Genomic DNA, 23,835 nt, shown 5'->3' with positions numbered 1-23,835 from the left:
TCAGCGTCTGCGCAACCACTGCACTACGGAGGGGACCTCGTGCGCATCGCCATGATTTCCGAGCACGCCAGCCCCCTGGGTGACGGCGGCCAGCACACCCACGTCGCCGGCCTGTCCGCGGCTCTGGCCGAGCTCGGTCACGAGGTGTGCGTGTACACCCGGCGCGACGACCCGGCCACGGCCGAGGTGGTCACCACGCCCGGCGGCCTGCGCGTGGTCCACGTGACCGCCGGCCCGCCCCACTTCCTGCCGCCCGACCTGCTGCTGCCGCACATGGGCGAGTTCGCGCGGTCGCTCGAGCAGATCTGGCGTACGCAGGCCTGGGTGCCCGAGGTCGTCCACGCCCACTTCTGGACCAGTGGCCTCGCCGCCGTCACGGCCGCCCGCCCGTTCGGCATCCCGGTCGTGCAGTCGTTCCACGAGCTCGGCGAGATCCAGGCCGGGAACGGGCAGCCGACTCGGACCGGCTACGAGCGCGCCCTGGGCCGGGCCGTCGACCGGGTCGTCGCCCAGAGCCAGGACGAGCTGCAGGGCCTGGTCCGCATCGGGGTGCCCCGGGCCCAGCTGACCGTGGTGCCGGCCGGCGTCGACAGCGCCCGCTTCACCCCCGACGGCCCGGCCGTCGAGCGCAACCCCGACCGCCCGCGCATCCTCTCGGTGGGCCGGCTGGTCGAGCGCAAGGGCTTCGGCGACGTGCTGCAGGCGATGCGCTACGTGCCCGACGCCGAGGTGGTGGTCGTCGGTGGCCCGTCGGCCGACCAGCTGACCGCCGACCCGGGCGCCCGCAAGCTGCGCGCGCTGGCCGAGAAGCTACAGGTGGCCGACCGGTTCCGGCTGATCGGCGGGGTGCCCGCGCGGGACATGCCGAGCTGGTACCGCTCGGCCGACCTGCTGGTCGCGGCCCCCTGGGAGGAGCAGTTCGAGGCGTCCGCGCTCGAGGCCATGGCCTGCGGCGTGCCGGTGATCGGGACGGCGGTGGGCGGGCTCACCGAGACGGTGGTCGACGGCCTGACCGGCGACCTGGTGCCGGCGCGTGACCCGCGGGCGCTCGGCGGGGCGCTGCGGCGGCTGGTCAACGACAAGGTGCGGCGCTTCGCGTACGCCACGGCCGCGCTCGACCGGGCCCGGCAGGCGTACTCGTGGAAGCGGGTGGCGGCCCAGGTCGGCTCGGTCTATTCGGCGGTGACCGGCCTCGGGAAGACCAGCAGCGCGAGCCCGAGCAGCACCACCGAGGAAGCCATGGCGTAGGGGCGCATCCACCAACTGGTGGATGAGGGGTGGAGCGAGCTGATCGATTCGCCGGCCCCGGTCCTCTTGGGACGCTCGATGCATGACAGTCATCGAGGTCCGTAACCTGCGCAAGGCGTACGGGGACACGGTTGCGGTGCGGGACGTCTCGTTCACGGTGGAAGCCGGCGAGATCTTCGGCATTCTCGGTCCCAACGGCGCCGGCAAGACCACCACCGTCGAGTGCATATCAGGGCTGCGTGCCGCCGACGGCGGGACGATCCGGGTGCTGGGGCGCGACCCCGGCGACCGGTCGCTGCGCAACGACGTCGGGGTGCAGCTGCAAGAGAGCGGCCTGCCGGACAAGCTCACCGTCCGGGAGGCGCTCGATCTGTACTCCTCCTTCTATGCGGAGCCGGCCGACTGGCGGGCCCTGACCCGCGAGCTCGGCCTGGGCGAGAAGCTCAAGACGTCGTACGCGAAGCTCTCGGGGGGTCAGAAACAGCGCCTCTCGATCGCGCTGGCGCTGATCGGCAGCCCCAAGATCGCGATCCTGGACGAGCTGACCACCGGGCTCGACCCGCAGGCCCGCCGCGACACGTGGGACCTGATCGAGGGCGTACGGGCCAGCGGCGTCACGATCGTGCTGGTCACCCACTTCATGGAGGAGGCCGAGCGCCTCTGCGACCGGCTCGCCGTGATCGACCGCGGCCAGGTCGTCGCGCTCGACACCCCGGCCGGGCTGATCGCCGGCATGGACACCGAGCAGCGGATCCGGTTCCGCCCGTCCGCCCCGATCGACGACGCCCTGCTGCGGGCCCGGCCCGAGGTGCGCGAGGTGCACCGGCACGGCAGCCAGATCGAGGTCGTCGGCACCGGCAACCTGCTGCACGCCGTCACCTCCGTGCTCGCCGTCAACGAGATCATCGCCGCCGACCTGCGGATCGAGCAGGCCAGCCTGGACGACGCGTTCGTCCAGCTGACCGGCCGGTCCGTGAAGGAGTGATCGCCATGCGCGTCTTCACCAAGCTGACCCTGACCGAGCTCAAGTTGTTCCTGCGCGACCCGATCTCGTCGTTCTTCGTCCTGTTCTTCCCGACGATCCTGGTCATCATCCTGGGCAGCATCCCGTCGTTCCGGGAGCCGTCGGCCGACCTCGGCGGCCGCCGGGTCATCGACCTCTACGTCAGCATCGCCGTGGTGCTGACCCTGGCCATGGTGGCCATCCAGGTCGCGCCGGCCGTGCTGGCCACCTATCGCGAACGCGGCGTGCTGCGACGGCTGGCCACCACCCCGGTGTCGCCGCTGAAGCTGCTGGGCGCGCAGCTGGCGATGTTCGGGATCGCCGCCGTCGTCTCGACCGCGCTGGTGCTGGCGGTCGGCCGGATCGCCTTCGACGTCAAGCTGGCGTCCCAGTTCGGCGGGTTCGTGCTGGCCTTCCTGCTGACCACGGCGGGCGCGCTGGCCATCGGCCTGTTCGTGGCCGCGGTCGTGCCCACCGGCAAGGCCGGCAACTCGGTCGGCACGATCCTGTTCTTCCCGCTGATGTTCTTCGCCGGCCTGTGGACGCCGCGCGAGGTCATGCCGGACGTGCTGCAGCGGATCGCCGACTTCACGCCGCTCGGCGCCGGTCAGCGGGCGCTCGGCGACGCGATGACGGGCAGCTGGCCCAACCTGCTCTCGGCTACGGTTCTGGTGGGGTACGTGGCCGTCTTCGGGTTCTTCGCGGTCCGTTCGTTCCGCTGGTCGTGACGAGGGTGGGGGAAGCCTGATGGAGGTGTCGACGAGGGACCGGGTGGGCCGGATCATGGGGCGGCTGCCGTACGTCGCCCTGGCCGCCTCGCTCGTGCTGGTGGTGGCCGGCGCCTCGGTCGGCGTCCCGCACGAGGGCTGGCCGGCCATCGGTCTGCTCGTCGCCGCCACCGTCGGCTGGCTGGTCTGGTGGATCGCCCTGCACCCGGCGTGGGAGCGGGACGAACGCAAGATGATCGTCTTCTTCCTCGGTCTGGCCGCCCTCATCTACGCGCTGGTCTGGTCCAGCCCGCTGTTCGGGTTCTTCGCCTGGAGCGGTTACATCCTCACCACGTACGGGCTGAAGAGCTGGCGACGACTGGCCGCGGGCACGCTCGTGGCCGGGGCCGGCGCGATCTCCCAGATGGGCGGCTGGTCGGTTCTCTCCGAACCGGGCGTCCTCCCGGTCTTCCTGGTCGTGCTGGCCATCAACATCGGCGTGGCCAACGTGATGATCTGGATAACCATGTGGACCCTCGAACAGACCGAGAAGCGGGCCCGCATGATCGACGAGCTGGGCGTGGCCAACGCCAAACTGGCCACCGCGCTCAAGGAGAACGCCGGCCTGCACGCCCAGCTGCTGGCCCAGGCCCGCGAGGCCGGCGTGCTCGACGAGCGGCAACGGATGGCCGGCGAGATCCACGACGTGCTGGCCCAGGGACTCACCGGCATCGTCACCCAGCTCGAGGCGGCCGAGGCGGCGACGGCCCGCCCCGGCGACCAGGGCCGGCACCTCGACAACGCCAAGCGGCTGGCCCGGCACAGCCTGACCGAGGCGCGGCGCTCGGTGCAGGCGCTGCGGCCGCAGACCCTCGAAGGGGCCGGCCTGCCCGAGGCGATCGACGAGGTCGTCAAGGAGTGGGCCCGGGTCCACGAGGTGAAGGCCGAGCTGATCACCACCGGCCCGCGCCGGACGCTGCTGCCCGAGATCGAGGCGGCCCTGCTCCGTACGGCGCAAGAGGCCCTGGCCAACGTGGCCCGGCACGCGGCGGCGGGCCGGGTCGGCCTCACCCTGTCCTACATGGAGGACGTGGTCACCCTGGACGTCCGCGACGACGGCGACGGCTTCGACCCGGCCCTGCCCCCGGTGCTGAACGCGCAGGGCGGCTATGGCCTGTCCGCGATGCGCGAACGCCTGGCCCGCATCGCCGGCAGCCTCGAGGTCGAGTCCGAACCCGGGGCCGGCACCGCCCTGTCGGCCTGCGTGCCGGCCATCGCGCTCGGCGCCGCCGCATGATCGGCCTGGTCATCGTCGACGACCACCCGGTGGTGCGGGACGGCCTGCGCGGCATGTTCACCGGCGACAGCCGCTTCGAGGTGCTGGGTGAGGCCGGCGACGGCCGCGAGGCGCTGGCGGTGACGGATTCGGTCGACCCCGACGTCGTGCTGATGGACCTGCGCATGCCCGGCATGGACGGCGTGAGCGCCATCAAGGCCCTGGTCGCGGCCGGGGCCCGGGCCCGCGTCCTGGTGCTGACGACCTACGACACCGACGCCGACGTGCTGCCGGCGATCAAGGCGGGCGCCACGGGCTACCTGCTCAAGGACGCTTCCCGCGACGAACTGTTCCGGGCCGTCGAAGCGGCCCACCGGGGCGAGTCGGTGCTGTCGCCGGCGGTGGCCGGGCGGTTGATGGGCAGCCTGCGCTCGCCGGCCCAGGAGCCGTTGAGTCAACGGGAACTCGAGGTGCTGGGGTTGATCGCCCGCGGCAACTCGAACAAAGAGGCGGCCGGCCGGCTGTTCATCAGCGAGGCCACGGTCAAGACCCACCTGCTGCACGCCTACGCCAAACTCGGCGTCCGCGACCGGGCGGCGGCGGTCGCGGTCGCCTTCGAACGCGGCCTGCTCTAGAAGGTCCGACGAAGACCCGCGCACGGGGCCGGCGGGCAGTCGGCGCTGGTCGGAGACTGACGAAACGGTTCGCCTCCACTGCTGCCCAGTTGCCGGTGAGCTGCCGGTTTACGGCCTGTTCCGCATATTGTCGCCGGGCCGACGTCGTGGTGCACCCCGGCGGCATCGGCTCGGACTGGGCCCTCGCGGCCGGCCCGGGCGTCGACGCCGCGCACGAACGCCACACCGACGAGGTCGAGCGCATCTGGGAGGACGCCGGCCTCTAACGGCTGTCCTTCTTCGCTTGGCGGCGGGCACCGGCGGCCCGGGTCGAGGCCCGCTGCTTCGGCAGGCCCCGATGGTCCGGCTTCCGATCGGTGCGCTGGGCCGCGCGGGTCTCCTGGCGTGGGCGCGGCGGGTCCGGCGGATCGATGTTGCCGGGCTTCGGCCAGGCGCTCCGCCCGCAGCGCCTCGACGCTGGCCCGGGCCGCGGCCGCCACCGCCTCGCTGACCCGGGCCAGCGCGTCCTCGAAGACCTCGGCCTTGGCCCGGCGGCGGGTGTTCCTCGGAAAGGCCCGGCCGCGGGCGCCGATCTCGCCGACCCGGGCGGCGGCCCGGCGCCGGTACACCTTCTGATGTTTGTTGCGGGCCCGCCGGATCCGGTTGTGCACGTCGAGCAGCCCGTCCTCGTCGAGCCCGGCCAGATTCTCCGGCTCGGCCTCACGGAACAACGCCAGCTCCGTCTCGGTCAGCGAGTTGACCACGCCCAGCAGATCGGTCATCCGCCGAGCGTCCCTGGTCGCGGTCGCCCTCGCCTCCCCCGCCGCGGATGAGAGGCTGGGCCGGCACGACCGGTAGGCGGCGCTCCAGATCGCCGATGATCGTGCGCAGCGCGGCCAACTGCTCGTGCACCGAGGGCTCGCCCGGGCGGGCCGGGCGTTTCACCGCCGCGCGCTCGTCCTCGTGCGCCTCCTGCAGGGCGGTGAGCACCAGCCCGACCAGCAGGTTGGCCAGGTCGAACACGTTCCACCCGTCCCGGAGGAACCCGCGCGGCGAGGCCCCGAACCGGATCAGCAGCTCGACCGCGAAGGCGGCCACGCACGCGTGCTCGACCGCCCGCAGCCAGCCCCCGGCCGCCACGACCACCGGGTCGTACGTCTCCAGGCCCAGCGCTACCGCGTTGACCACGATGACGGCGAACCCGGCCAGATGGAACCAGCTACCCTCGACCAGCCGTCCACAGAGGAAACTCAACCGGTGGGTCGTGCGCGCCATGGATCTCCTCGCCCGGAACTGAGCGAAATCCTCGACATACCGCGCTTACAACCAGAAATCCCCGACCGAGATTCACACGTCCGCGAGCCTCCCGGCATGACCGGTCTCCGCGGCCCGCCGATACAGCGCGTCCGCCTGCTCACCCTGGCCGGCGTCCGTCCGCAGCAGCCCGAGGCCGTACCAGCCCAGCCCGTGACCGCCCTCGGCGGCCCGCTGGAAGGCGGTCTCGGCGTACGCGCTGTCGCCCATGCCCCGCAGGATGAAGCCCAGTTCCGCGTACGCCTCGGCCGAACCGCGCAGGGCGGCGCGCTGATATAGCCCGGCGGCCCCGGCCAGATCGCCCGCATCCCGCGCGCGTTCGGCGAACCGGAGCAGCTCGTCGTCGTTCGGAAAGGTCGCTGCCATACCTCTCTGTCGGCCGGCGTGGGGCCGATATGAGAAAGGTAGGGTCGGGCGATGTTCCCCAGTCCGCGGTGGCGGCAGCTGATCGACGAGCGGACTCGGGAAGCGGTGGGTTCGTGGCGTGGCTGACCGAGATGCGCTTTCACCCGGCCGTGGTCGGCACGCGGATCGCCGAGCCGTCCGCCGGGCCGAAGTCGCGCCGCTGTGGCTGCGGGAGCGGATCGACCTGTGCTGGGCGGCCCGCCGGGCCGTCGGCGAGCAGGTCACCGAGGGTGAGAACGCGCGCGACCAGCATGCCGCGTACGCCCTGCACGTCGCGCGCAAACGGCCCGACCTCGACGGGCCGTGGACCGGCACCCCCGAGCCCCACCTCGACACGTACCGGTCGGATCGGCGTCGCGTGATCGAGCTGACGGCCGGTGGGGTATAGAACAGCCAGCAACGACTATCGAACCTAAGGAATCACCGTGAGCGACGAACCGCTGTACTCGATGCTGGGCTTCACCGACTCCGAGTGGGGGCTGCTCGTCGGCCTGCCGCAGTCGGTGCTCACCGCGGCCAGCGCCGCCACCCCCGACAGCACCCGCAAGACCCGGGCCGAGACGGCGGCCGGGCTCGACGTGATCTCCGACGCCCGGGCCTCGGCCAGCCCGCTGGTGGCCGCGGTGGCCGGGGCCATCCTGACCCGCGCGGGCGATCCCGAGCTGGGCGAGGAGCCCCCGGTGATCGAGCCCAGCGACCCCATCGCGTACGCCCAGGACGTGCTGGGCCGGGCCACCGAGGCCAACGCCCTGCTGGCGGCCAAGGCCGAGCGGGCCGACGCCGAGACCTACAAGCACTGGCTGGTCGAGGTGGCCGAGAGCGTGGTCGGCGCGGCCTCCAGCGGCGGCGTCCTCGGCATCGGCGGTGAGACCGTCACCGACAGCGAGCGCGCCTTCCGCGACGACCTGTCCAAGATCTTCTCCGACTGAGGGGCTCCCGTCACCGGGCCGGGCTCGTCTCTGAGGCAGCGGCCCGGTGCTGGTGACGCTTCGAACCCTTAGGGTCGGTGGATGGTCGTCGACGAGTACGTCATGGCCCGGCCGGCGGCCGCGCTCGGGCGCTACGTGGCGTCGTACTCGGGCTATCGGCAGCGGGGCGTCGCGCCGATGCGGCATCTCGGGCTGCCCTCGCCGTACCTGACCATGATCTTGACCTTGGACGACCCGCTGGTGATGGCCGCGCATCCCGACCCGCGGCAACCTCCGGGCAGCTTCGACGCGCTGGTCGGCGGCCTGCATCTGACGCCCGCGGTGATCGTGCACGACGGGCGGCAGTCGGGCGTGCAGGTGGCGCTGCGGCCGCTGGGCTGCCGGGCGCTGCTCGGGATGCCGGCGGCCGAGCTGGCCGGTCTCGACGTCGACGCGGCCGCGGTGCTGGGCGAGGCCACGGTGGCCGGCCTCCGGGAACGGCTGGCCGCCGCGCCCGACTGGCCGGCCCGCTTCGCGCTGCTCGACGACTCGCTGCGGGCCCGGCTCACCGAGATCGACATCAGACCCGAGATTTCGTACGCCTACCAGCGCGTCCTCCGCGGCGAGCCGGTGCGCAGCGTCGCCGCCGAGGTCGGGTGGAGCGACCGGCACCTGACCAACCGTTTCCGGGCCGAGGTCGGGTTGCGCCCCAAACAGACGGCCCGCGTGGCCCGCTTCGACCGGGCCCGGCGCGCGCTGCACCCCGGCACGCTCATCGCCGAGGTCGCCGCCGCGCACGGCTACGCCGACCAGTCCCACCTGGTCCGCGAGTTCCGGGCGCTGGCCGGCCTCACCCCGTCCGAGTGGATCGCCGACCAGTTCGATTTCATCCAAGCCGTACAGCTCGAACCCGCGCACGATGAAGCACATGACTGATCCGAAAACCCCGCCACCGCAGGTGTGGCCGACGTTGCGGGCCACCGACGCCCGCACCTTGATCCGCTTCCTGGTCGACGCGTTCGGCTTCGAGGAGACCGCCGTCCACGGCACGGGCGACCGCGTCGAGCACGCCGAACTGTCCTGGCCCCTCGGCGGCGGCATCATGCTCGGCTCCGACCGCGGCGAGGCCACCGACGGCGGCGAGGCGACCGACGCGTGGCCGCTCAAGCCGGGCACGTTCGGCTGCTACGTGGTGGCCGACGACATCGACGCCCTGCACGACCGCGCCCTCAAGGCCGGCGCCGAGATCCTCGAAGCCCCGTACGACACCGACTACGGTTCCCGCGACTTCCGCGCCCGCGACCCCGAGGGCAACCTGTGGTCGTTCGGCACCTACCGCGGCGAGCCCCGCGCCTGACCAAGTCGGCCGTCCTGGCCGGTAACTGGGTATCACTCGGACGCGGGCCAGATTTCCCATCGGTTGCGATTACCGCGGCGTACCAGGCAACCGGGATGCTCCCGCTGGATCTGCTGCAGCTGGTCGATGACGTCTTCGATCACCGTGCCTGACGCTATGAACGCGACGGGCTTCGGCGCGGGCGGCCGGGCCTCGGCGGGTTTGGCCGCGGCGGCGAACAGGATCTCCCGAGCCTCCAGCCATTCGGCTCGCGTTCGAGGCCAGGCCAGACAGGGGCCGGCGCCCAGAAGCGCGAAGCCGCTGCTGCCGTGAGTGTCTACTGAGGCACGAGCAACTTGTTCTCAACGACGACAGGCACGGAGAGGGTCTTGTAGCCGACCTCGTCGAACAGCACTGTCATGCGGTCTTCCTCGTAGCTCATCACCGTTCCTGGGCCCCACTCGGCGTGCTTTACCTTGGCGTGGATGGGGAAGGGTTCGTCGGTGGTGGCTTCGACGAGTTCGGCGGCGGTGCCTTCGGCGCAGTTGTCGCAGTGGCCGCACGGTTTCGGCTGGTCCTCGCCGAAATAGGCCAGCAAGGTCTGCGTACGGCAGGCCCGGGTTTCGGCGAAGCCGCGCATCATGTCCGTGCGGGAGCGGGCGACCACCTGCTGCCGTTCGTGCTCCTTGAGTGCGGCCGCGGCCGCAGCGGCCGGTAGGGGTGCGAAGTTCGGGACCGTCAGTTTGGTGCCGCGGCCGGTCGTGGCCGCGCCCACCTGTTCCAGCAGGTTCAGGTACGAGCCGAGTTTGCGCGGACCGAGGCCGGTCGCTTCTTTCAGCTCGCTCTTGTTCTTGGGGCCCGAGCGCAGGGCCGCGGCCAGTTCGCGCAGTTCGACCTCGTCGGGGGCGCCGCCGGTGAAGAAGCGCTGGATGGCCTCGTCCTCGGAGCGCCACAACAGCAGCGCCTGGGCCGGGTCGTTGTCGCGGCCGGAGCGGCCGATCTCTTGGAAGTAGCTGTCGGGGGAGTCGGGCAGGGCCACGTGGGCCACCCAGCGGATGTTGGGCTTGTCGATGCCCATGCCGAAGGCCGAGGTGGCCACCATGATGTCGATCTTGTCGGCGGTGAAGGCCTCGTGCTTCTGTTCGCGGGCGCCCGCGGCCATGCCACCGTGGTAGAAGTCGGCCGGGTAGCCGGCGTCGGTGAGGCGTTCGGCCAGTTCCTCGGCCGAGCGCCGGGTGGCGACGTAGATGATGCCGGGGCGCGGCGCCGAGTCGAGCAGGGCCGTCAGCTTGCGCCAGCGGTAGTTCTCGTCGGGGCAGTACGCCACCTCGAGGAACAGGTTCTTCCGGTCGAGGCCGGAGACGTGGATCTCCGGGTTCTTCAGTTGCAGGCGCTCGATGATGTCGTCGCGGACCGGCGGGCTGGCCGTGGCGGTCAGCGCGAGCACCGGCGGCCGGCCCAACCCTTTGATCATGTCGCCCAGGGCCAGGAACTCGGGGCGGAAGTCGTGGCCCCAGGCCGAGATGCAGTGCGCCTCGTCCACCGCGACCAGGCCGGGCTTGAGCGCCTTGACCTCGGCCAGCCGCTCCGGGTCGCTGAGCTGTTCGGGCGTGATGAACAGGAACTCGGCCCGGCCCTCGCGGATCTCTTTGATCGCCTCGCGCTGCTGGGCCGGCGTCTCGGCCGAGCTCACCCGCACCGCTCGGATCTTCGGGTCGTCGCGCTCGTTGAGGGCGGCGATCTGGTCCTGCTGCAGGGCCAGCAGCGGTGAGACGACCACGGTCGGGCCGGGCAGCAGGACGGCCGGGATCTGGTAGATCGCCGACTTGCCGGCGCCGGTGGGCAGCACGACCAGTGCGTCGCGACGGCGCAGCACGGCGCGCATCGGCTTGAACTGGCCCGGGCGCAGCGAGGGCCATCCGAAGTGGCGGCGGGCCACCTTGCGCAGGCGAGGTCCGTACACGGGAAGCTTCATCGAGCGGCCATGGTGCCCGGCCGGCGCAAGGGGCAAACGCTCACGACAGCTTCGGCAGGATCTCGTTTTGGTAGAGGTCGAAAAGGCCTTGGTAGTGGGGCCCGGTGTTGGCCACGTAGACCTCGTCGAAGCCGGCCTGCCGGTATTTGTCGAGCATTTCGAAATGGGCCGCCGGGTCGTTGCCGCAGACGAACGACTCTTTCACCATGTCCTGCGTGACGAGTTGCGACGCCTGCTCGAAGTGTTTCGGCGTGGGCAGCACCTGCGAGAGCTCACCCGGCACGCCCGCGTTGGGCCATTTCTCGTACGCGATCCGGGCCCCTTCGTCCTCGGTGGACGCGAAGGCCGCCTTGAAACCGGCCTGGGCGATTTTGGATCCGCCACCGCCCTCGCGGAACTTCGACACCAGTTCGCCGTCGGGCATCGTGCTCACATAGCCGTCGCCGATGCGGGCCGCCACTTCGACCGCCTTGGGCCCGAATGCGGAGACGTAGATGTCGGGCGGCGTCTCGGGCCGGGTGTAGATGCGCGCGTTCTCGACCGTGTAGTGCTTTCCCCGGTACGAGTAATTGCCGCCCTGCCACAAGCCGCGCATGATCTCGACCGCTTCCTCGAGCATTTCCAGGCGTACGTCGGCCTCCGGCCAGGCGTCGCCGAAGATGTGCTCGTTGAGGGCCTCACCGGTGCCGATGCCGAGCCGGAACCGGCCGTTCGTGAGCACCGCGCTGGTGGCCGCGGCCTGGGCGATGACCGCGGGGTGGATGCGGACCGTGGGGCAGGTGACCGCCGTCGTGACGGGCAGGCTGGTCACTTGGCTGAGGGCGCCGATCATCGACCAGACGAACGCGCTCTGGCCCTGGGCGTCGACCCACGGGTGGTAGTGGTCCGAGATCCACAGTCCGGAGAAGCCGGCGCGCTCGGCGCCGCGGGCCTGCTCGATCAGTTCGGCCGGGGTGTATTCCTCGCAAGACAGGAAGTATCCGATGCGCATGGTCGGGGAGATACCCCTATTTCTTGCCCCCGAACATGCGACGAATAGCCCAGATGAGCAGCAGGAACGCCAGGGCGACGCCGAGCAGGCGCACGGCGTGCACTTCGGACCAGTCGACCTCGGCGGCGGCGAGCACGGTGGGGGTCACTCACGCATCGTATCGAGCGGGCTTAACCCAGAGCTAATAGAAAGGTTTGTTGACTGAAACAGTCCCCGGGTGTGACCATGGGTTCCGCACACACGGGGGGCGCGCTCCCAAGCAGCGCGCCGGGACGTCACCGGAGGTACGGGGGCTTATGCCGAACCATGGCGAATTGCCGGAACTAGCCGCGACGGTGCTTCAGCCGGGGTTCGCCGGCACCACCGCGCCCGACTGGGTCCGGCGCTGGCTCGGCGACGGTCTCGGCGGCGTCGCGCTGTTCGCGCGCAACGTCGAATCGCCGGCCCAGGTCGCGGCGCTGACCGCTCAGCTGCGGGCCGAGCGCCCGGACGTGCTGGTGGCCATCGACGAGGAGGCCGGTGACGTCACCCGGTTCGAATCGCGCCTGGGCAGCTCCCGGCCCGGCAACCTGGCCCTGGGCGCGATCGACGACGTCCGGCTGACCGAGGAGGTCGCCCACGACCTCGGCTGCGACCTGGCCAACGCCGGCATCACCCTCGACTACGCGCCCGACGCCGACGTCAACAGCAACGCCGCCAACCCGGTCATCGGGGTCCGTGCCTTCGGCGCCGAGACCCAGCTCGTGGCCCGGCACACCGCTGCCTTCGTCCGCGGGCTGCAGGCGGCCGGGGTGGCGGCCTGCGCCAAGCACTTCCCGGGGCACGGCGACACCAGCATCGACTCGCACCACGACGTCCCGCTGATCGACCGCGACCGGGCCCAGCTCGAGCAGGTCGAGCTCGTGCCGTTCCGGGCCGCCATCGCGGCCGGCGTCCAGGTCGTCATGACCGGGCACCTGCTCGTGCCCGCCTACGACGCCGAGCTGCCGGCCACGTTGAGCCGGCCCATCCTGACCGGCCTGCTGCGCGAGGAGCTCGGCTTCGACGGGTTGATCGTCACCGACGGCATCGAGATGCAGGCCGTCCGCCGCCGCTACGGGCTGGCCGGGGCGACCGTGCGGGCTCTCGCGGCCGGGGTCGACGCGATCTGTGTCGGTGGCGACCACGCCGACGAGCAGACCGCCACCCTGCTGCGCGACGCGATCGTGGCCGCCGTCCGCTCGGGCAAACTGACTGAGGAGCGGCTGCGGGAGGCCGCGGCCCGGGTCCGCCGCCTCGGGCAGTGGACCACCGCGACCCAGACCGCCACCGGCGCGCGGGCCGTGGCCGACGCCACCCCCGAGGTGGCCGTGCTGACCCACACCGAGAGCGTCGGTTTCGACGCGGCCCGCCGGGCCTTGCGGGTGACGCTGGGCGAGAACGCGCCCGACCTACCGCTGGGCGAGCCGGCCCACGTGGTCGAGTTCGCCCCGCCGCGCAACATCGCCATCGGCGCCGAGACGCCGTGGGGCCTGGGCGCGCCGCTCGACGAGCTGCGGCCCGGCACCACCTCGGTGCGGCTGACCGAGGACGACCTCGGCCCCGACCCGGTGACGACCGTGCTCGACGGCTCGGCCGGGCGTCCGCTGGTGCTGGTGGTGCGGGACGTGCACCGGCACGCGTGGCTGTCGGCGGTGCTGACCGACGTGCTGGCCCAGCGGCCCGACGCGATCGTGGTCGAGATGGGCGTGCCCGAGACCGTGCTGGGCGCGGTGCACATCGCGACCTACGGCGCCACCCGCGCCTGCGGCCGGGCCGCGGCCGAGCTGATCGCGGGCACCCGGGTGCCCGCGCCGGCGCCGCAGCCGCTGGCCGCCTGAGACTCCGGTCGCCGGCGGTCAGGGCGGGGGGCTCGGCCGCCGGCGATCGGTTCTAACTTTCGATGATGTCGTCGTACTCCGGGTGTTCCGCGACGTACTTGGCGAAGAACGGGCACGAGGGGTAGACCCGGGCGCCCTGCTCGCGCAGCTGGTCGAGGGTGCGCTGGGCGAGCACGTTGCCCAGGCCCTGACCGCGGAAGCGCGGGTTGATCTCGCTGTGGGTGACGGTGGTGACGCCGTCGCGCACCCGGTAGACGGCGAAACCGGCCACGTCGTCGCCGATCCTCAACTCGTAGCGGCTCTTCGCGGGGTTGTCACGCACATCGACGTCGCTCATCGGCCCAGCTTAGGGTCGCGCGGGCCCCGTACGCTGGAAGGGTGTTGAAACCCACGCACCGCCTAGCCGTCGTCCTCAGCTCGGCCACCCTGCTCGGCACGCTCCTCGCCGGTTGCAGCAGTGACAACGTGAGCTGCGGCCTCGACCAGTGCACCGTCGCGATCGATCGCGAGACCAACGCGAGCGCGAGCTTCCTGGGTGTGGAGGCCAAGTTCATCAGCGCCGACGCCAACACGGTCACCCTCGAGGTGGCCGGCGAGCAGATCAGCCTGACCAAGGGCCAGCAGGCGATCGAGGTCGCCGGCCTGCAGGTTTCCCTCGACAGCGTGACCAGCGACCAGATCGGCCTGCAGGTCTCACGTCAATAACATGTGACCGTTCGAAACGTCCCGGGTTTGAAAAAATCCGGGACGGGTCATTTTCCCGGCATGACATCCGCCGCCTCGAACGTCAAGGGCACCGCCTCGCGGGCCGCCGACAGCAAGCCGCTCGAATACCTCGCTCGCGGCGGCTTCATCGGCTACGGCATCATCCACCTCGCCTTCGCCTGGATCGCCTTCCAGGTGGCCTTCCAGGGTTCGTCGCAAGAGAGCGACCAGTCCGGCGCCCTGCAGACGCTCGCCAGCAACGCGGGCGGCAAGACGCTTCTCGTCGTGATCGCGGTCGGCATGATCGCGATGGCCATCTGGCAGGCCTTCGAAGCCGCCATCGGCGAGAGCGGCGAGCAGGACCGCACGGCCAAGGCCGAGCGCGTCCTCTCCGGCGTGCGCGCCATTCTGTACCTCTACCTGGCCTGGACCGCCATCAAGGTCATCCAGGGCGCCAACGCCTCGATGGGTGACAACTCCCAGAGCAAGACCTCGAGCATCATGGACAACACCGGTGGCCGCTGGCTCATCGGCCTGGTCGGTCTCGTGGTGGTCGGCGTCGGCGTCGGGATGTTCATCTACGGCTACAAGAAGAAGTTCACCAAGCACCTCAAGACCGGTGAGATGAAGCCCAGCACCCGCCGGCCGATCATCCGGCTGGGCATGGCCGGCTACATGGCCAAGGGCACGGCGTACGCCATCGCGGGCGTCCTGGTCGTCATGGCCGCTGTGAACTACGACCCCGAGAAGGCCCGCGGCCTCGACGCCGCGCTCAAGACGCTGGCCGGCAACTCGTGGGGCGTGTGGCTGCTCGGGTTGATCGCCCTCGGTATCGCGGCTTTCGGTGTGTACTGCATCGCACAGGCCAAGTACCGGAAAGTGTGAGCAACCTCTGACCTTCGTGCGGAAAAGTTGCGGGTGCCGGAGACCTGGGCAAGCTGGGTCGCTGGTACCCGCATTTTCGTGCGAAGGAGAGAGACGTGCCCAGCACTGTGAAAGCCCTGCTCGCTGTCGTGGTGGCGGCAGGGCTGGCGATTGCGCTGGTCTTTGTCGTGCATTGGGTGCTCGGGCGCCTGGGCCGCAAGTCCGAACTGGCCGCCGATCTGGCTCGTACCGCGCACAAGCCGTTCCTGGTCACCATGACCCTGTTCGCGATCCAGCAGGCGCTCCGCGTCGCCGCGGGGGAGTTCCCGGGCCGTGAGGGCGTGCTGCACGCGCTCGTCATCTGTTTCATCGCCGCGTTCGCCTGGCTGGTCGCGGCGTTCGTGCTGGTGCTGGAGGACGCGGCACTGTCCCACTGGCGTACCGACGTGCCCGACAACCTCAAGCGCCGCCGCCTCAAGACCCAGGTCGTGATGATCCGCCGCCTCACCGTGGCCACGATCGTCGTGCTCACCCTGGGCGTGGTGCTGATGACCTTCCCCGGCATCCGGGCCCTGGGCGCGAGCGTGCTGGCCTCGGCCGGCGTGGTCAGCGTCATCGCCGCGCTGGCCGCCCAGAGCACCCTGGGCAACGTCTTCGCCGGGCTGCAGCTGGCGTTCAGCGACGCCGTGCGGGTCGACGACGTGGTGGTCGTCGAGGGCGAGTGGGGCCGCATCGAGGAGCTCACGCTCACCTACGTCGCGGTGCAGATCTGGGACGACCGGCGGCTCGTGCTGCCGACCTCGTACTTCACCACCAAGCCGTTCCAGAACTGGACCCGCTCGTCCTCGGCCGTGCTGGGCACGGCCGAGGTCGACGTCGACTGGTCGACCGAGATCGAGCCCTTGCGGGCCGAGCTGCGCGCCACCTGCGAGGGCAGCGAGCTGTGGGACGGCCGGGTCTGCGTGCTGCAGGTGACCCAGGCGACCGGCGGCACGGTGCGGCTGCGGGCCCTGGTCAGCGCGAGCGACGCGCCCTCGCTGTGGGACCTGCGCTGCCTGGTGCGCGAGCGGCTGGTGAATTTCATCTGGGCCCATCAGCGCGACGCCCTGCCCCGCTACCGGGCCGACCTGGCCAGCGGCCTGCGGCCGATCGCGACGCCCCCGCGCCCGGTGCCCCGGGGCGACTCGGACGACAGCCGTTTCTACAGCGGTGAGGACGGCGAGGAAAGGCACGCCGCCTTCGCCGGGCCGGACGAGCACGTGCCCGTTCCGGCCAACCGCTGATCCGGTTCTGGCGGGTTTCGTGCAGCAGGATTGACGCGCCGGTGATCAGGGCATAAACCCGTCACAGGGAAAGGAGGACACCATGGCCGATGTTCTGAACGGCCGCCAGCCTCGCACAGGCGGCGACCAGTCCACCGCCGAGCTGGTACAGCAGGCGAGTGAGCAGATCAGCCGTCTCGTACGCGACGAGATCGCGCTGGCCAAGGCCGAGCTGGCCGAGAAGGGCAAGCACGCCGGCATCGGCATCGGTCTGTTCGGCGGCGGTGGCGTTCTCGCCATGTACGGCGTCGGTGCCCTCGTGGCGACCCTGATCATCGTCTTAGACCTGTTCCTGCCACTGTGGCTGGCCGCACTGATCATCACGGTCGCGCTCTTCGCGCTGGCCGGCGTGCTGGCCCTCATCGGCAAGAACCAGGTGTCGAAGGCTGTTCCCCCGGAGCCGTCGGCCGCGATCCAGAGTGTCAAGGCGGATGTCGACGAGGTCAAGCTGGCTGTCGAGCGAGGACGGGCATGAGCGAGAAGAACGGGTCGCCGGAGCCGAAGCCGTCGATCGAGGAACTGCGGGCCGAGATCAAGCAGACGCGCGCCGAGCTGGGCGAGACGGTGCAGGCGCTCGCGGCCAAGGCCGACGTCAAGGCCCGGGCCAAGGAGCAGGTCGAGCAGACCAAGCAGAAGGTCAAGGCGCAGGCCATCGAAGCGACCGAGAAGGTGCGGGCGGCCGCGGGCTCGGTGAGTGGCCGCGTGCACGAGGTGGCCGACCGGACGTCTGAGAAGGCGCACCAGGCGGCCGACGTGACAGTGGCCAAGGCCGACGAGGTCGACATGCGCGCGACACTGCGCAACAGTCCGGTCCCCGTTCCTCTGGTCGTGGCCGGAGTGGTGGCACTGGTGGGGATCATTCTGATCATTCGAGGGGGACGCCGGTGAGCGGCAAGGTTTCGAAGCTGGCCTACAAGCCGGTCGGGTTGTTGCTCGGCATCGGCGCCGGCACGGTGGCGGGCTTCGTATTCAAGGAAGTCTGGAAGCTGGCCGGCAACGACGACGACGCACCCAACGCGACCGACGAGGATCGGGGCTGGACCGAGATTCTCGTGGCGGCCGCTCTGCAAGGCGCGATCTTCGCACTCGTGAAGGCGGCCGTCGATCGGGGTGGCGCAGTCGGCGTACGGAAACTGACTGGTCAATGGCCTAACTGAAGTTAGGTTAACAGTCACTGGTCTCCCACATCGCGAGAGCGAAGTGGGGGACCTTTTCCATATCTGTCGGCGTATTTTCCATGGCCGCCGGGGGCAGCTTTAGAGCCGATATTTCAGGTACAGTGTGCCCAGTTTTTGCGTATGTGGTTCGCTGCTTCCGCCCGATCAAGGGAAACCGGCCGGCCGGCCGGGGTCAGGAGAACGGGCGGATTGGGACGTCCTCTGAAAGGCCGCCTCACGGCGCCGCTGCTCGAAAACGGTCATCGGCCCAGGGGCAGCAGGGGCCGGCACTTTCAGAAGGAGAGTTCAGCATGGCGCAAGGAACCGTGAAGTGGTTCAACGCAGACAAGGGCTTCGGCTTCATCACCGTCGACGGCGGGGGTGCTGACGTGTTCGTCCACTTCTCGGCCATCCAGACGAGCGGTTACCGCACGCTGGAGGAGAACCAGCGGGTCGAGTTCGAGATCGCCCAGGGCCAGAAGGGCCCGCAGGCGGAGCAGGTTCGCCCCCTCTGAGTGACCACGCCGGTCCTGGCGGATCGGCTGCCGATCGCCTGGCGGAGGTCGGCTACGACGCGAAAGCCCCCGCATCCGTACTGGATGCGGGGGCTTTGTCGTCGGTCCATGCAATTGTCTTACATTTTCGTGGTGCCGCCGAGTGGTGGCTGTTGAATGATGGCGAGTGCTTCCGCGCGTTTCGCGCGGGATCGCGCCCTTTCCCCAACAATGATCAAAATCAGTCCCCCGACGGCGACCACCGGACCGATCACGGCCCAGATCCCGATCCCACTCATCCGGCTGTCGGCGACAATGTCGAGACCCTGCAGTGTCCACAGAGCACCGACGACGACAGCCAGCACTCCGAGGGCCATCCGGAGCCACCCGTGGAGCTTTTTGGGAGCGGGCGGAGTCACCATTTGTCGTGCACCTGCGAGCGGATCAGTTCGTCGTAGACCGCGCGGACGCCGGCCTGAACCTCGTCGCTCAGCGGGGGCAGCCCGGCCACCGCGGCGTTGCCCTGAGCCTGGCCGGGGTTGCGGGCGCCGGGGATGACGACGGTGACGCCGGCCTGGTCGAGCACCCAGCGCAGCGCGAACTGGGCCATGGTGAAGCCCTCGGGCACCAGCGGGCGCAGCCGCCGCACGGCCTCGAGCCCGGTCGCGAAGTCGACGCCCGAGAACGTCTCGCCGACGTCGAACGACTCGCCGTGCCGGTTGTAGTTGCGGTGGTCGTCGGCGGCGAACGTGGTGTGCTCGTCGTAACGGCCGCTGAGCAGCCCGCTGGCCAGCGGCACGCGCGCGATGATGCCCACCCCGGCCGCGGTCGCGGCCGGCAGCACCCGCTCGAGCGGCTTGAGCCGGAACGCGTTGAGGATGATCTGGACGCTGGCCGTGCCCGGCCGGGCGATCGCCGCCAGCGCCTCGTCGACCTTCTCGACACTCACGCCGTACGCCTTGATCCGCTTTTCCTCGACCATGGTGTCGAGCGCGTCGTAGACCGCCTCGGAAGAGAAGACGGCCGTCGGCGGGCAGTGCAGCTGCACGAGGTCGAGGGTGTCGACACCGAGGTTGGCCCGCGACCGGTCGTTCCAGGCGCGGAAGTTGTCGAGGTTGTAGTTGTCGAACTCCTGCGCCACCCGGCGGCCCATTTTGGTGGCCACGGTCAGCTGAGGTTTGTCCGTGATGAAGGAGCCGATGATCTGTTCGCTGCGGCCGTCGCCGTAGACGTCGGCGGTGTCGATGAACGTGACCCCCGCGTCGACCGCGGCCTGCAGGGTCTCGTGGGCGTCGGCCTCGCTCACGTCGCCCCAGTCGGCGCCCAGCTGCCACGCGCCGAGGCCGACCACGCCGACCGTCCGTCCCATCCTGCCGAAAGTGCGTTTCTCCACGGGTAGTGACCCTACTCGGCTCCGAGTATTGTGCTTGCAAAACGTACGTACGGTTTGGGAGGTTGACCATGTGGGATCCGGCCGTCTACCGGCGCTTCGGCACCGAGCGCTCCCGTCCGTTCTTCGATCTGGTGGCCCGGGTCGGGGCCGAGCGGCCGCGCGCGGTCGTCGATCTGGGCTGCGGTCCCGGCGAGCTCACGCTGAGCCTGGCCGAGCGCTGGCCCGGCGCGCGGCTGACCGGCGTCGACTCCTCGCCCGAGATGATCGCGAAGGCGGCGGCCCACGGCGGAACGGCGGAATTTCGTACGGGCGACGTGCGCGACTGGCGCCCGGAGCCCGACACCGACGTGCTGGTGACCAACGCGACGCTGCAGTGGGTGCCCGAGCACCGCGATCTGCTCGTGCGCTGGGCCGGCGAGCTGCCGCCCGGGGCCTGGCTGGCGATGCAGGTGCCGGGCAACTTCGGCGCGCCCTCGCACGTGTTGCTGCGCGAGGTCGGAAAGCGGTACGGCGTCAGCGATGTGCTCCGCGAGGCGCCGGTCGGTGACCCGGCCGACTACGCGGCCCTGCTCGACGGGGCGGAGGTCGACGCGTGGGAAACGACCTACCTGCACCGGTTGCCGGTGCACGATGAGCATCCGGTGCTGCGCTGGATGGAGGGGACGGCGTTGCGTCCCGTCAAGGCGGCGCTGGACGACAATGCTTGGCAGTCGTTCCGCGCCGACCTCGCGCGGGAGCTGACCGGCGCCTACCCGGCGACCGGAAGTCACGTCGCGTTCCCGTTCCGCCGCGTCTTCGTGGTGGCCCGGACCGCTTCATCGGAAGGGATCGAACGGTGACATCGTTCATCGCCGGCCTGCCCAAGGCCGAGCTGCACGTGCACCACGTCGGCTCGGCGTCGCCGCGGATCGTGGCCGAGCTGGCCGCGCGGCACGAGGGCGCCTCGCCGGTGCCGGCCGACCCGGCGGCGCTGGCCGACTACTTCGCGTTCCGCGATTTCGCGCACTTCATCGACGTCTACCTGACCGTCGTCGACCTTGTCCGGGACGACGAGGACGTGCGCATGCTCACGTTCGAGATCGCCCGCGAGCTGTCGCGCCAGCAGGTCCGCTACGCCGAGCTGACCATCACGCCGTACTCCAGCGTCAAGCGCGGCATCCCGGCCAAGGCGTTCTGCGAGGCCATCGAGGACGCCCGCCGCGGCGCCGCCGGCGAGTTCGGCGTCGACCTGCGCTGGTGCTTCGACATCCCGGGCGAGGCCGGGCTCGAGGCGGCCGAGCAGACCCTGGCCATCGCGCTCGGGGAGCGGCCCGACGGCCTGATCAGTTTCGGGCTCGGCGGCCCCGAGATCGGCGTGCCCCGGCCGCAGTTCAAGCCGTACTTCGACCAGGCCCGCGCGGCCGGGCTGCACAGCGTGCCGCACGCCGGCGAGACCACCGGCCCCGAGACGATCTGGGACGCGATCCGCGAGCTGGGCGCCGAGCGCATCGGGCACGGCATCACGGCCGCGCAGGACCCCGCGCTGATGTCCTATCTGGCCGAGCACCGGATCCCGCTCGAGATCAGCCCGACCTCGAACCTGCGGACCCGGGCCGTGCCGTCGCTCGACGAGCACCCGCTGGCGCGACTGGTGGCCGCGGGCGTGCCGGTCAGCATCAACTCGGACGACCCGCCGATGTTCGGCACGACCCTCGAGGAGGAGTACGCCGTGGCCGCGCGGCTGCTCGGCCTCGATGACGCGGGCGTGGCCGAGCTGGCCCGCGCCGCCGTCAGGCAGAGCTTCCTCGACCCGTCGGGCCAGGCCAAGCTGCTGGCCGAGATCGACGCCTACACGGTGCGGAGCGCGTAGAGCGGCTCCTGCCAGATCGCCAGCACCACCACGATGCCGATCGTGAGAACGGCGATCCAGCGTACGAGTCGCCGCCGGCCGAATCTGGCCGGGCCCTCCTCGGGCTCGGTCAGGGGCCGATCCAGGGTGTCGCGCACAGCCTTGCCTCCCGCCTAGTCGGGTACCGCCGTCCAACTCTGGTAGCGCTGGCCGTTGCCCGCCTGCAGGACGAGCACCCGGTGCGCGCCGAAACGCTGATCGCCCACGCCGGCCACGAGGTCGCCCTCGGCCGTGCGCAGGGTGAAGCCGTACGCCGAGGCCTGCAGCACCCACCGGACGGCCGTGTCGTCGCAGGCCGACTGGACCAGCGGGACACCGGTGTCCGCGTTGCCGCCGAGCGGGCCGACACACTTGCCGGTGGCCCGCGAGACCAGCGTGTAGCTCTTCTTGCCGGCCGGCACCAGTTTCCACTGCTGCTGGGCGTCGTCGTCGTTGCCGCCCAGGGTCAGCGGCGTGCTCAGCGCCGTGCGGGCGCCGTAGAGGTCGGCCGCCCCGCCGGTGAGCGCGTTGGTCAGCGTGAACCACGAGTTCTGGGCGGGCCGGGCCGCGGGCGCGGTATCGGCCGTGGCCTTGGCCGTGTACCGGCTACCGGACTTGATGGTCACCTGATACTTGGCATCAGGCTTGAGGCCGATGAGCCGGGCCCGGGTGGCCTGGGTCGTGGCGACCGGCTGGCCGTCGACCGAGACCTGGTAGGTGGCCCGGGCCGAGGCCGCGCTCCAGTTCAGCCGGACCGATCCGCTGGTCGCGTCGCGCACTTCGAGCACGGCCTGCACCGGCTCGGCGGCGGGCTCGGCCGGCGGCGTGGTGGTCGCCGCCACCGGCAGTTCCGGCACCTCGGCGCTGGGCGACTCGATCGGCACGGTCGGCTCGCCGGTGGTCGCGGGCGAGCTCGGAGTGACCTCGGCCGAGGGTGAGGCGTCACCGATCTCGGGCGCGGTCAGCGTCGGCGTGGGATCGGGCCCGGCCGGCGTGCTCGGAGCCGGGTCGGCCCCGGCCGGACTGGGTGAGGCGGCCGGCGGCGGGGCGCCCTCGGCGTCCGGGATGTCGTCGCCACCATCGCTGCGCAGCAGGAACTCGCTGCGCGCGACGTTCCAGTTCTTGTTGAGGTAGCTGCCCTCGGCCGGGTTGGTGTTGAAGTAGTCGTCGTTGCCGCAGTCGAGCCGGATCTCGTTCTTCTTCGGGCAGACGTCACGCATCTTCTTACGCGAGCGGTCGGGCCCGCACAGCAGGTCGTACTCGTCGACGCAGCCACCGGCCCCGCTCGAGTTGGGCGAGCCGATCAGGGTCGCGCCGAGCGAGTAGGTCAGCTGGCGGGCGGCCATGGCCGAGCTCCAGCAGCCGGCGTCGACCCGGCTGTAGGACGGGCCGCCGTTGTTGCGGTTGCCGAGGCCGGGACGCCGGTCGGCGACGTAGGTGGCGATGCCGCAGTAGACCTTGGCGTCCGCGAAGACCAGGTATTTGCGGTCGGTGCGGTTGTAGCCGAGCTTGCGCAGCTCGTCGATGTTGCGGGTGAACGAGGTCAGCCCGCCCGCCGGCAGCTCGACCTCGGACACGTCGACCCGGCACTGCGGGGTGGTCACGTAGCGGATGTGGCGGGAGCCGCCGGTCGCGGCCGCGCTCGCGTCGTAGATCTGGTCGACGCCGGAGGACCAGGTGCGGATCGAGCCCAGGAAGTCGCCGTAGCGGCTCGGGGTGCCGAACTCGTGCAGGTAGAGCACCTGGACCCGCTTGCCGCTGCGCCCGTCGCCCTCGCAGGCCACGTCGTGCGCGCCCATGATGAAGTCGGCGTCGCCCGGGGCCGCGTCGGGCACCAGGGCCGGCGCGTCGGCGGTCAGCGCGCTGCCGCCCTCGTCGCGGGCGATCTCGGCGTCGGACGGGGTGGCAGCGGCGCTCTCGCGGGCCGGCTGCTTCGGCTCGGGCGCCTTCGCGGTCACCGGGATGACGTCGCGGCGCACCTGGAGCCCGGTCGGCGCCTCGCTGGGGCCGTGGGTGCAGGTCTGCTGGTCGAGCTCGTAGGAGCCGGCGCACAGCGTGCCCGTCCTGGCGGCCTTGAGTCCCTCGTAGACCAGACCCTCGGCCGGCTGGTCGGCCGGCAGCGAGGTGAGCGACAGACTGCGCGACTCGGAGTTGTCGGTGACGGTCTCGACCACGCTCGGGCCCACCACCCCGCCCACGCCCAGCAGCGCCAGGCCGAGGGCGACCGGCAGCAAGCGGTGCGGCTGCCGCGAGACGGCCCGGCGGTGGCCCCGGGGCTCGGCGGGGGCGCGGTGGGAGGTGGTCATGGGGGTACCACCTCTCACCGCGCGGGAGCTTCGCCGGCTCCTGGGTGCGGGCGCGGAGCCGGGAAGCCGGATGGGATCGGTGGGAACACTG

The 23,835-nt window shown here is 71.0% G+C and carries 30 protein-coding genes; 19 read left to right on the top strand and 11 right to left on the bottom strand.

Features of this window, described 5'->3' with window-relative positions; all coding sequences use genetic code 11:
• Positions 1-39: 39 nt before the first annotated feature.
• The 5 genes from M1L60_RS41015 to M1L60_RS40995 all read left to right on the top strand — a co-directional run bounded on the left by M1L60_RS41015 (position 40) and on the right by M1L60_RS40995 (position 4,869).
• Entirely contained in the window at positions 40-1,248 is a 1,209-nt protein-coding gene (locus M1L60_RS41015) for a glycosyltransferase (protein ID WP_253242992.1), read from the top strand.
• A gap of 82 nt (positions 1,249-1,330) precedes the next feature.
• Positions 1,331-2,233: an ABC transporter ATP-binding protein gene (locus tag M1L60_RS41010; protein ID WP_253242991.1), complete on the top strand. Its 903-nt coding sequence runs from the start codon at positions 1,331-1,333 to the stop codon at positions 2,231-2,233.
• 5 nt (positions 2,234-2,238) lie between these two features.
• On the top strand, positions 2,239-2,979 hold the full coding sequence (locus M1L60_RS41005) for an ABC transporter permease (protein ID WP_253242990.1): 741 nt from the start codon (positions 2,239-2,241) through the stop codon (positions 2,977-2,979).
• Positions 2,980-3,004: 25 nt separating this feature from the next.
• Complete coding sequence (locus M1L60_RS41000) at positions 3,005-4,255, top strand: sensor histidine kinase (protein WP_253242989.1); 1,251 nt, start codon at positions 3,005-3,007, stop codon at positions 4,253-4,255.
• A complete protein-coding gene (locus M1L60_RS40995; RefSeq protein WP_253242988.1) occupies positions 4,252-4,869 on the top strand; it encodes a response regulator in 618 nt (205 codons plus the stop codon). Before M1L60_RS41000 ends, M1L60_RS40995 begins: the two co-directional genes overlap by 4 nt.
• Here M1L60_RS40995 and M1L60_RS40990 read toward each other — a convergent pair.
• From M1L60_RS40990 to M1L60_RS40980, 3 genes are all read right to left on the bottom strand, one after another.
• Positions 4,866-5,630, bottom strand: coding sequence for a hypothetical protein (locus tag M1L60_RS40990; RefSeq protein ID WP_253242987.1), 765 nt, complete (start codon positions 5,628-5,630; stop codon positions 4,866-4,868). The two genes, M1L60_RS40995 and M1L60_RS40990, sit on opposite strands and share 4 nt — an antisense overlap.
• On the bottom strand, positions 5,569-6,123 hold the full coding sequence (locus tag M1L60_RS40985) for an ion transporter (RefSeq protein WP_253242986.1): 555 nt from the start codon (positions 6,121-6,123) through the stop codon (positions 5,569-5,571). The genes M1L60_RS40990 and M1L60_RS40985 overlap by 62 nt, the downstream gene beginning before the upstream one ends.
• A gap of 72 nt (positions 6,124-6,195) precedes the next feature.
• Complete coding sequence (locus M1L60_RS40980) at positions 6,196-6,528, bottom strand: hypothetical protein (RefSeq protein WP_253242985.1); 333 nt, start codon at positions 6,526-6,528, stop codon at positions 6,196-6,198.
• Positions 6,529-6,646: 118 nt separating this feature from the next.
• Here M1L60_RS40980 and M1L60_RS40975 point away from each other — a divergent pair, with 118 nt between their 5' ends.
• From M1L60_RS40975 to M1L60_RS40960, 4 genes are all read left to right on the top strand, one after another.
• A complete protein-coding gene (locus M1L60_RS40975) occupies positions 6,647-6,955 on the top strand; it encodes a calponin homology domain-containing protein (RefSeq protein ID WP_253242984.1) in 309 nt (102 codons plus the stop codon).
• A 37-nt stretch (positions 6,956-6,992) separates the two neighbouring features.
• On the top strand, positions 6,993-7,496 hold the full coding sequence (locus tag M1L60_RS40970; RefSeq protein ID WP_253242983.1) for a hypothetical protein: 504 nt from the start codon (positions 6,993-6,995) through the stop codon (positions 7,494-7,496).
• 81 nt (positions 7,497-7,577) lie between these two features.
• The gene (locus M1L60_RS40965) at positions 7,578-8,411 is read left to right on the top strand and encodes a helix-turn-helix transcriptional regulator (protein WP_253242982.1); all 834 of its coding nucleotides are present in this window, start codon (positions 7,578-7,580) and stop codon (positions 8,409-8,411) included.
• Positions 8,404-8,832 carry a VOC family protein gene (locus M1L60_RS40960; protein ID WP_253242981.1) on the top strand — a complete coding sequence of 143 codons (429 nt, stop codon included), beginning with the start codon at positions 8,404-8,406 and terminating at the stop codon, positions 8,830-8,832. The genes M1L60_RS40965 and M1L60_RS40960 overlap by 8 nt, the downstream gene beginning before the upstream one ends.
• Positions 8,833-9,148: 316 nt before the next feature.
• On the opposite strand, the gene M1L60_RS40955 is transcribed toward M1L60_RS40960, so the two are convergent.
• Genes M1L60_RS40955 through M1L60_RS47425 form a run of 3 tightly spaced genes read right to left on the bottom strand, consistent with a single transcriptional unit; the run spans position 9,149 to position 11,925 of the window.
• Positions 9,149-10,786 (bottom strand): RecQ family ATP-dependent DNA helicase, encoded by a 1,638-nt coding sequence (locus tag M1L60_RS40955; RefSeq protein WP_253242980.1) that lies wholly within the window; start codon positions 10,784-10,786, stop codon positions 9,149-9,151.
• A gap of 40 nt (positions 10,787-10,826) precedes the next feature.
• Complete coding sequence (locus tag M1L60_RS40950; protein WP_253242979.1) at positions 10,827-11,777, bottom strand: TIGR03557 family F420-dependent LLM class oxidoreductase; 951 nt, start codon at positions 11,775-11,777, stop codon at positions 10,827-10,829.
• Between the two features lie 16 nt (positions 11,778-11,793).
• Positions 11,794-11,925: a hypothetical protein gene (locus tag M1L60_RS47425; RefSeq protein WP_255644522.1), complete on the bottom strand. Its 132-nt coding sequence runs from the start codon at positions 11,923-11,925 to the stop codon at positions 11,794-11,796.
• 148 nt (positions 11,926-12,073) lie between these two features.
• Here M1L60_RS47425 and M1L60_RS40945 point away from each other — a divergent pair, with 148 nt between their 5' ends.
• Positions 12,074-13,636: a glycoside hydrolase family 3 protein gene (locus M1L60_RS40945; protein ID WP_253242978.1), complete on the top strand. Its 1,563-nt coding sequence runs from the start codon at positions 12,074-12,076 to the stop codon at positions 13,634-13,636.
• Between the two features lie 52 nt (positions 13,637-13,688).
• Here M1L60_RS40945 and M1L60_RS40940 read toward each other — a convergent pair whose 3' ends face one another.
• Positions 13,689-13,973: a GNAT family N-acetyltransferase gene (locus tag M1L60_RS40940; RefSeq protein WP_253242977.1), complete on the bottom strand. Its 285-nt coding sequence runs from the start codon at positions 13,971-13,973 to the stop codon at positions 13,689-13,691.
• Between the two features lie 41 nt (positions 13,974-14,014).
• On the opposite strand from M1L60_RS40940, the gene M1L60_RS40935 reads away from it, so the two are divergent.
• From M1L60_RS40935 to M1L60_RS40905, 7 genes are all read left to right on the top strand, one after another.
• Positions 14,015-14,341: a hypothetical protein gene (locus M1L60_RS40935; protein WP_253242976.1), complete on the top strand. Its 327-nt coding sequence runs from the start codon at positions 14,015-14,017 to the stop codon at positions 14,339-14,341.
• Positions 14,342-14,401: 60 nt separating this feature from the next.
• Positions 14,402-15,226, top strand: coding sequence for a DUF1206 domain-containing protein (locus M1L60_RS40930; RefSeq protein WP_253242975.1), 825 nt, complete (start codon positions 14,402-14,404; stop codon positions 15,224-15,226).
• 95 nt (positions 15,227-15,321) lie between these two features.
• Positions 15,322-16,488 (top strand): mechanosensitive ion channel family protein, encoded by a 1,167-nt coding sequence (locus tag M1L60_RS40925; protein ID WP_253242974.1) that lies wholly within the window; start codon positions 15,322-15,324, stop codon positions 16,486-16,488.
• Positions 16,489-16,570: 82 nt separating this feature from the next.
• Positions 16,571-17,002: a phage holin family protein gene (locus M1L60_RS40920; RefSeq protein ID WP_253242973.1), complete on the top strand. Its 432-nt coding sequence runs from the start codon at positions 16,571-16,573 to the stop codon at positions 17,000-17,002.
• Positions 16,999-17,415 (top strand): DUF3618 domain-containing protein, encoded by a 417-nt coding sequence (locus tag M1L60_RS40915; protein ID WP_253242972.1) that lies wholly within the window; start codon positions 16,999-17,001, stop codon positions 17,413-17,415. The genes M1L60_RS40920 and M1L60_RS40915 overlap by 4 nt, the downstream gene beginning before the upstream one ends.
• Positions 17,412-17,684: a DUF4235 domain-containing protein gene (locus M1L60_RS40910; protein ID WP_253242971.1), complete on the top strand. Its 273-nt coding sequence runs from the start codon at positions 17,412-17,414 to the stop codon at positions 17,682-17,684. Before M1L60_RS40915 ends, M1L60_RS40910 begins: the two co-directional genes overlap by 4 nt.
• A 311-nt stretch (positions 17,685-17,995) precedes the next feature.
• The gene (locus M1L60_RS40905) at positions 17,996-18,199 is read left to right on the top strand and encodes a cold-shock protein (RefSeq protein WP_011905669.1); all 204 of its coding nucleotides are present in this window, start codon (positions 17,996-17,998) and stop codon (positions 18,197-18,199) included.
• Between the two features lie 119 nt (positions 18,200-18,318).
• On the opposite strand, the gene M1L60_RS40900 is transcribed toward M1L60_RS40905, so the two are convergent.
• Complete coding sequence (locus tag M1L60_RS40900; RefSeq protein WP_438862209.1) at positions 18,319-18,555, bottom strand: hypothetical protein; 237 nt, start codon at positions 18,553-18,555, stop codon at positions 18,319-18,321.
• A gap of 38 nt (positions 18,556-18,593) precedes the next feature.
• Entirely contained in the window at positions 18,594-19,571 is a 978-nt protein-coding gene (locus tag M1L60_RS40895) for an aldo/keto reductase (RefSeq protein WP_253242970.1), read from the bottom strand.
• Positions 19,572-19,639: 68 nt separating this feature from the next.
• On the opposite strand from M1L60_RS40895, the gene M1L60_RS40890 reads away from it, so the two are divergent.
• Positions 19,640-20,410 (top strand): trans-aconitate 2-methyltransferase, encoded by a 771-nt coding sequence (locus tag M1L60_RS40890; protein WP_253243037.1) that lies wholly within the window; start codon positions 19,640-19,642, stop codon positions 20,408-20,410.
• Entirely contained in the window at positions 20,407-21,420 is a 1,014-nt protein-coding gene (locus M1L60_RS40885; protein WP_253242969.1) for an adenosine deaminase, read from the top strand. The genes M1L60_RS40890 and M1L60_RS40885 overlap by 4 nt, the downstream gene beginning before the upstream one ends.
• Here M1L60_RS40885 and M1L60_RS40880 read toward each other — a convergent pair.
• On the bottom strand, positions 21,399-21,557 hold the full coding sequence (locus tag M1L60_RS40880; RefSeq protein ID WP_253242968.1) for a hypothetical protein: 159 nt from the start codon (positions 21,555-21,557) through the stop codon (positions 21,399-21,401). The two genes, M1L60_RS40885 and M1L60_RS40880, sit on opposite strands and share 22 nt — an antisense overlap.
• Positions 21,558-21,572: 15 nt before the next feature.
• On the bottom strand, positions 21,573-23,744 hold the full coding sequence (locus M1L60_RS40875) for an RICIN domain-containing protein (protein WP_253242967.1): 2,172 nt from the start codon (positions 23,742-23,744) through the stop codon (positions 21,573-21,575).
• Between the last annotated feature and the right edge of the window lie 91 nt (positions 23,745-23,835).

The organism is Paractinoplanes aksuensis, assembly GCF_024137025.1.
In the GTDB taxonomy this organism is placed as follows: Bacteria; Actinomycetota; Actinomycetes; order Mycobacteriales; family Micromonosporaceae; genus Actinoplanes; species Actinoplanes aksuensis.
This window is presented reverse-complemented; position numbering and strand designations above follow the sequence as displayed.

Excerpts from the sequence above, each read along its gene's own strand:
- M1L60_RS41010 (WP_253242991.1), top strand. The coding sequence starts at position 1,331 with ATGACAGTCATCGAGGTCCGTAACCTGCGCAAGGCGTACGGGGACACG.
- M1L60_RS41005 (WP_253242990.1), top strand. The coding sequence starts at position 2,239 with ATGCGCGTCTTCACCAAGCTGACCCTGACCGAGCTCAAGTTGTTCCTG.
- M1L60_RS40995 (WP_253242988.1), top strand. The coding sequence starts at position 4,252 with ATGATCGGCCTGGTCATCGTCGACGACCACCCGGTGGTGCGGGACGGC.
- M1L60_RS40990 (WP_253242987.1), bottom strand. The coding sequence starts at position 5,630 with ATGACCGATCTGCTGGGCGTGGTCAACTCGCTGACCGAGACGGAGCTG.
- M1L60_RS40985 (WP_253242986.1), bottom strand. The coding sequence starts at position 6,123 with ATGGCGCGCACGACCCACCGGTTGAGTTTCCTCTGTGGACGGCTGGTC.
- M1L60_RS40980 (WP_253242985.1), bottom strand. The coding sequence starts at position 6,528 with ATGGCAGCGACCTTTCCGAACGACGACGAGCTGCTCCGGTTCGCCGAA.
- M1L60_RS40965 (WP_253242982.1), top strand. The coding sequence starts at position 7,578 with ATGGTCGTCGACGAGTACGTCATGGCCCGGCCGGCGGCCGCGCTCGGG.
- M1L60_RS40960 (WP_253242981.1), top strand. The coding sequence starts at position 8,404 with ATGACTGATCCGAAAACCCCGCCACCGCAGGTGTGGCCGACGTTGCGG.
- M1L60_RS40955 (WP_253242980.1), bottom strand. The coding sequence starts at position 10,786 with ATGAAGCTTCCCGTGTACGGACCTCGCCTGCGCAAGGTGGCCCGCCGC.
- M1L60_RS40950 (WP_253242979.1), bottom strand. The coding sequence starts at position 11,777 with ATGCGCATCGGATACTTCCTGTCTTGCGAGGAATACACCCCGGCCGAA.
- M1L60_RS40945 (WP_253242978.1), top strand. The coding sequence starts at position 12,074 with ATGCCGAACCATGGCGAATTGCCGGAACTAGCCGCGACGGTGCTTCAG.
- M1L60_RS40940 (WP_253242977.1), bottom strand. The coding sequence starts at position 13,973 with ATGAGCGACGTCGATGTGCGTGACAACCCCGCGAAGAGCCGCTACGAG.
- M1L60_RS40930 (WP_253242975.1), top strand. The coding sequence starts at position 14,402 with ATGACATCCGCCGCCTCGAACGTCAAGGGCACCGCCTCGCGGGCCGCC.
- M1L60_RS40920 (WP_253242973.1), top strand. The coding sequence starts at position 16,571 with ATGGCCGATGTTCTGAACGGCCGCCAGCCTCGCACAGGCGGCGACCAG.
- M1L60_RS40915 (WP_253242972.1), top strand. The coding sequence starts at position 16,999 with ATGAGCGAGAAGAACGGGTCGCCGGAGCCGAAGCCGTCGATCGAGGAA.
- M1L60_RS40905 (WP_011905669.1), top strand. The coding sequence starts at position 17,996 with ATGGCGCAAGGAACCGTGAAGTGGTTCAACGCAGACAAGGGCTTCGGC.
- M1L60_RS40900 (WP_438862209.1), bottom strand. The coding sequence starts at position 18,555 with ATGGCCCTCGGAGTGCTGGCTGTCGTCGTCGGTGCTCTGTGGACACTG.
- M1L60_RS40890 (WP_253243037.1), top strand. The coding sequence starts at position 19,640 with ATGTGGGATCCGGCCGTCTACCGGCGCTTCGGCACCGAGCGCTCCCGT.
- M1L60_RS40875 (WP_253242967.1), bottom strand. The coding sequence starts at position 23,744 with ATGACCACCTCCCACCGCGCCCCCGCCGAGCCCCGGGGCCACCGCCGG.